The 4,007-nt window shown below is 63.6% G+C and carries 4 protein-coding genes; all 4 read left to right on the top strand.

Going from position 1 to position 4,007, the window contains the following annotated elements; genetic code table 11:
* The first annotated feature begins 94 nt into the window (after nt 1-94).
* The 4 genes from EOA85_RS29480 (at nt 95) to EOA85_RS29465 (ending at nt 3,680) form a co-directional block, all read left to right on the top strand.
* Nucleotides 95-907, top strand: coding sequence for an enoyl-CoA hydratase family protein (locus EOA85_RS29480; RefSeq protein ID WP_127212101.1), 813 nt, complete (start codon nt 95-97; stop codon nt 905-907).
* Between the two features lie 71 nt (nt 908-978).
* The gene (locus EOA85_RS29475; protein WP_127212100.1) at nt 979-2,127 is read left to right on the top strand and encodes an acyl-CoA dehydrogenase family protein; all 1,149 of its coding nucleotides are present in this window, start codon (nt 979-981) and stop codon (nt 2,125-2,127) included.
* Between the two features lie 77 nt (nt 2,128-2,204).
* The gene (locus EOA85_RS29470; RefSeq protein ID WP_127212099.1) at nt 2,205-2,600 is read left to right on the top strand and encodes a RidA family protein; all 396 of its coding nucleotides are present in this window, start codon (nt 2,205-2,207) and stop codon (nt 2,598-2,600) included.
* A 351-nt stretch (nt 2,601-2,951) separates the two neighbouring features.
* Nucleotides 2,952-3,680, top strand: coding sequence for a GntR family transcriptional regulator (locus EOA85_RS29465; RefSeq protein ID WP_127212098.1), 729 nt, complete (start codon nt 2,952-2,954; stop codon nt 3,678-3,680).
* Nucleotides 3,681-4,007: the final 327 nt, after the last annotated feature.

Raw genomic sequence — 4,007 nt, 5'->3', positions numbered from 1 at the left:
GGATCGGCGAGCTGCTGGGCGACGTGAGCGAGGACGAGGCGCGCCGGCTGACCGGCATGCTGAATTCCTTCCGCAGCAATTGGGAGGGACGGGAATGACAAAGATGGCCGGCCGCAAGCCGAAGCATTTCCTCTGGCAGGTCGAAGGCAAGATCGCAAATATCCGGCTCGACCGCCCGGAGCGCAAGAACCCGCTGACCTTCGAAAGCTATGCCGAGCTGCGCGATACTTTTCGCGACCTCGTCTATGCCGACGACGTCGATGCGGTGGTGTTCCTGCCCAATGGCGGCAATTTCTGCTCCGGCGGCGATGTTCACGACATCATCGGCCCGCTGGTGAAGATGGACATGAAGGCATTGCTCGCCTTCACCCGAATGACCGGCGATTTCGTCAAGGCGATGCTCAATTGCGGCAAGCCGATCATTGCGGCGGTCGACGGCGCGGCGGTGGGCGCCGGTGCCATCATCGCCATGGCGTCCGACATCCGTATCGCCACGCCTGAGGCCAAGACCGCGTTCCTGTTCACGCGTGTCGGTCTTGCCGGCTGCGACATGGGCGCCTGCGCGATCCTGCCGCGTATTATCGGCCAGGGCCGCGCCGCCGAGCTGCTTTACACCGGCCGGACGATGAGTGCTGAGGAGGGCGAGCGCTGGGGTTTCTACAACCGGCTGGTCGATGCGGCGGCGCTTGAAGCCGACGCGCTCGACATGGTTACGCGCATCGTTTCCGGCCCGACCTTCGCCCACGGCATCACCAAGACGCAGTTGAACCAGGAATGGTCGATGGGCCTCGACCAGGCGATCGAGGCGGAAGCGCAGGCGCAGGCGATCTGCATGCAGACCGGCGATTTCAAGCGGGCGTACACGGCTTTCGTCGCCAAGCAGAAGCCGGTGTTCGAGGGCAATTAGGATGAGAGCTGCATCCATAAGAACGGACAGAGGGGGGCGCCGTGGAGTGCAGTTCGGGACGAGGCATTCCCATGCCTGACCGCTCCTTTCTCAACTGGCCGTTCTTCGAGGATCGCCATCGCGAGCTTGCCGAGCGGCTGGACGCCTGGTGCGGAAGAAACCTGCCGGTCGCGCATGACGACGTCGATGCCGCCTGCCGCGCTCTGGTGGCGAGGCTCGGCCAAGACGGCTGGTTGAAATCGACGGCGCTCGACATCGCAAACCCCGGGCCGCTTGATGTGCGCATGCTGTGCATTACGCGCGAGACGCTGGCCCGGCATGACGGACTGGCCGACTTCGTCTTCGCCATGCAAGGGCTCGGCACCGGGGCGCTCAGCCTGTTCGGAACGCCCGACCAGCAGCGCTGGCTGGCGAAGACACGCGCCGGCGAAGCGATTTCCGCGTTCGCGCTGTCGGAGCCACGCTCCGGATCTGACGTCGCCAATATGGAGATGACGGCCGCGCGCGACGGCGACGACTATGTTCTGTCAGGCGAAAAGACCTGGATTTCCAATGGCGGCATTGCCGATCTCTACGTCGTTTTCGCTCGCACTGGCGAGGCGCCCGGCGCCAAAGGGCTTTCCGCCTTCATCGTGCCTGCAGACACCGAGGGCCTGACAATCGCCGAGCGGCTGGAGGTGATCGCGCCGCATCCGCTTGCACGCCTGTTCTTCGACAATGTCCGCGTTCCGGCCTCGGCATTGATCGGCAAGCCAGGCGACGGTTTCCGTCTCGCCATGTCGGTGCTCGACGTGTTCCGCTCGACGGTCGGCGCGGCGGCACTCGGCTTTGCCCGGCGCGCGCTGGACGAAAGCATCACAAGAGTGGCCGAGCGCAAACTGTTCGGCGCTGCGATGGCCGAGCTGCAAATGGTGCAGGGCCACATCGCCGACATGGCGCTTGATGTCGATACCGCTGCCCTGCTGGTCTACCGCGCCGCCTGGACCAAGGACAAGGGCGCCGCCCGTGTCACCCGCGAAGCGGCGATGGCCAAGCTGTTCGCCACCGACAAGGCGCAAGAGGTGATCGACAAGGCCGTGCAGCTGCATGGTGGTGACGGCGTGCGTAAGGGCCACATCATCGAAAGCCTCTATCGCGAGATCCGCGCGCTGCGCATCTATGAGGGCGCATCCGACGTGCAGAAGGTGGTCATCGCCAGGCAAGTGATGGGAGCGGCCTGAGACCGAGCTTGCGACAGAAAATTGCTGGTTTCGAATTTTGAACACTGCGACCGGATTTGAGTATCGGGAGGCTTGATATGCACACCATCCTGCAGCCGGAAGGCTGGGCGAAACCAATCGGTTACGCCAATGGCGTCGCCGCGCGCGGGCAGCTTATCTTCATCGGCGGCCAGGTCGGCTGGACCGGGCAAGGTCGGTTCGAAACCGATGATTTTGTCGGCCAGGTGCGGCAGACACTTACCAACATCGTCGCGGTGCTCGCCGAGGCCGGCGCCAAGCCTGAGCATATCACCTCGATGACCTGGTACTTTACCGACAAGTCCGAGTATCTGGCCAACCTCAGGGGCGTCGGCGAGGCCTATCGCGAGGTCATCGGACGACATTTTCCGGCCATGGCCGCCATGCAGGTGATGGCGCTGGTCGAGGATCGCGCCAAGGTGGAGATTCAGGCCACGGCGGTGATCCCGGACTGAGGCGAGGCGTGCTTCCCTTCTCCCTTTGTTGTGGGAGAAGGTGAATCGGCGCGTAGCGCCGAGACGGTTGAGGGGTGTTGGACGGAGCGCGGTCGACGCCAAGCTGGAACACCCCTCATCCGTCCGAGCTTCGCTCGGCCACCTTCTCTCACAAGGCGAGAAGGGAGAGCCAAACGCTGGCGCCCTTTTTCTCCCAGTTTCTTCACGGAAGAGGGGGAGGCTGAGAGCGATTGCCCCCAGCGTGCCACCCAGACCGCTTGGCTTAACGCCCATCTTGTGATCAGATGATCATGCCTGCGTTCGGTTGGGCAATGACCGCACATAGCTTCTGTCGGGAGGAAAAGCGAAACCGTGGCTCTGGGATTTGAACCGGTATCGGGACGTGTGACCGTCCAGGATGGTGTCTACCAGCAGCTTCGGCATGCCCTGATGGTCGGCAGCTTCGATCCGGCCCAGGTGCTGACCATAGCCTCGCTGGCCGAAGCCTTCGGCACCTCGAACATGCCGGTGCGTGAGGCCTTGCGGCGGCTCGCCGCCGAGAACGCGCTGGAGATATCGCAGAACGGCTCGGCCTGCGTGCCGGTCGTCACCCGCGCGCGGCTCGACGATCTCTGCCGGGCGCGCGTCGCCGTCGAAGGGCTGGCGGCCGAGCTCGGGGCGCCGCGCCTGACCGCTTCCGAGATAGCCACATTGCAGAGGATCACCGCCGACCAGAAGGCGATCGGGCGCAACGGCAGCATCTACGAACTGATCGCCAAGAACCAGCAGTTCCATTTCACCATCTACCGCGCCTCCGGCTCCGACGTGCTGTTTCAGTTGATCGAGACGCTGTGGCTGCGCTTCGGCCCCTATATGCGGCTGTTGTCCAACCATGTCGCGCCCTTGATGCGCGCCGGCACGATGGAGCCGTCCGGGCGGCACACTGCGATCATCGCAGCACTGAAGGATCGCGATTTTGCCCGCGCCCGCGAAGAGGTGATTGAAGACATCAGGACGACGCAGGAGACGCTGCGCGCAATCTGCCCCGACGTGCCGGAAACCAGGCCGGTCGAGTTCGCCGGGTTCGGCAAAGCCTCCTGAAGCTCCGCTGCGGATTGAAACGCCAAATCGACGCGGGAAAGTGCCGATCCGCGACCACTCGCGGTCGGAAAAAATAGCCCCCGATTTTCCCGATGAATCACATTTGTTCGCGGGCAGCGATTGATCCGTATTCGGTTTTGTGATCACATGATCACAAGGAGCAAAAGCGTCGTGTCTGGTTATTTTCTCTACCATTCGATCGGGACGTTTCCCGGCAAGGCGGAGCGCGTGGCTGCTGCCCTGTCGGAATTCTCGGGCGTCTGGTCGGCGGAAGATGACGGCCAGTGGCCGGCGGCCCTTGCCGCGCGGCAGCGCTTCGTTGATGCC

Origin of the sequence: Mesorhizobium sp. M5C.F.Ca.IN.020.29.1.1 (assembly GCF_003997375.1) — a bacterium.
Classification (GTDB): Bacteria; Pseudomonadota; Alphaproteobacteria; order Rhizobiales; family Rhizobiaceae; genus Mesorhizobium; species Mesorhizobium wenxiniae.
Note: the sequence above shows the minus strand (reverse complement) of the source record. Positions and strands in the feature narration are given on the sequence as shown.

Coding starts and splice junctions, on each gene's coding strand:
- EOA85_RS29480 (WP_127212101.1), top strand. CDS start 95: ATGACAAAGATGGCCGGCCGCAAGCCGAAGCATTTCCTCTGGCAGGTC.
- EOA85_RS29475 (WP_127212100.1), top strand. CDS start 979: ATGCCTGACCGCTCCTTTCTCAACTGGCCGTTCTTCGAGGATCGCCAT.
- EOA85_RS29470 (WP_127212099.1), top strand. CDS start 2,205: ATGCACACCATCCTGCAGCCGGAAGGCTGGGCGAAACCAATCGGTTAC.